The sequence below is a fragment of the Priestia sp. BR_2 genome (genome assembly GCF_041954005.1).
GTDB classification, from domain to species: Bacteria; Bacillota; Bacilli; order Paenibacillales; family Paenibacillaceae; genus Paenibacillus_AQ; species Paenibacillus_AQ lautus_A.
Map to the genome: position 1 here is coordinate 1 of NZ_JAVFHM010000114.1, position 508 is coordinate 508.

1 rRNA gene is annotated in these 508 nt (G+C 55.1%); it reads right to left on the minus strand.

Annotated elements, in window-relative coordinates:
- A 16S ribosomal RNA gene (locus RB298_RS03680) occupies positions 1-508 on the minus strand; the annotation flags it as partial.

The window sequence follows — 508 nt, forward strand, 5'->3', positions numbered from 1 at the left end:
GACTTAAAGAACCGCCTGCGCGCGCTTTACGCCCAATAATTCCGGACAACGCTTGCCCCCTACGTATTACCGCGGCTGCTGGCACGTATTAGCCGGGGCTTTCTTCTCAAGTACCGTCACTCTCCTAGCAGTTACTCTAGAAGACGTTCTTCCTTGGCAACAGAGCTTTACGATCCGAAAACCTTCATCACTTCCGCGGCGTTGCTCCGTCAGGCTTTCGCCCATTTCGGAAGATTCCCTACTGCTGCCTCCCGTAGGAGTCTGGGCCGTGTCTCGGTACCAGTGTGGCCGTTCACCCTCTCAGGTCGTCTACGCCACGTACCCTTGGTGGGCCTGTACCCCACCAACTAGATCATCCGCCTCAAGCCCGTCATCCAGTGACAGATTGATCCCCGCTTCATTTATCCCCCATCCTGCACAAAGACTTATCCGATATTAGCTAACGTGTCCGCGAGTTAGCCCACTCATATCGGTAAGTTGCCTCCTCGTCTATATCCCATCCCCTGCC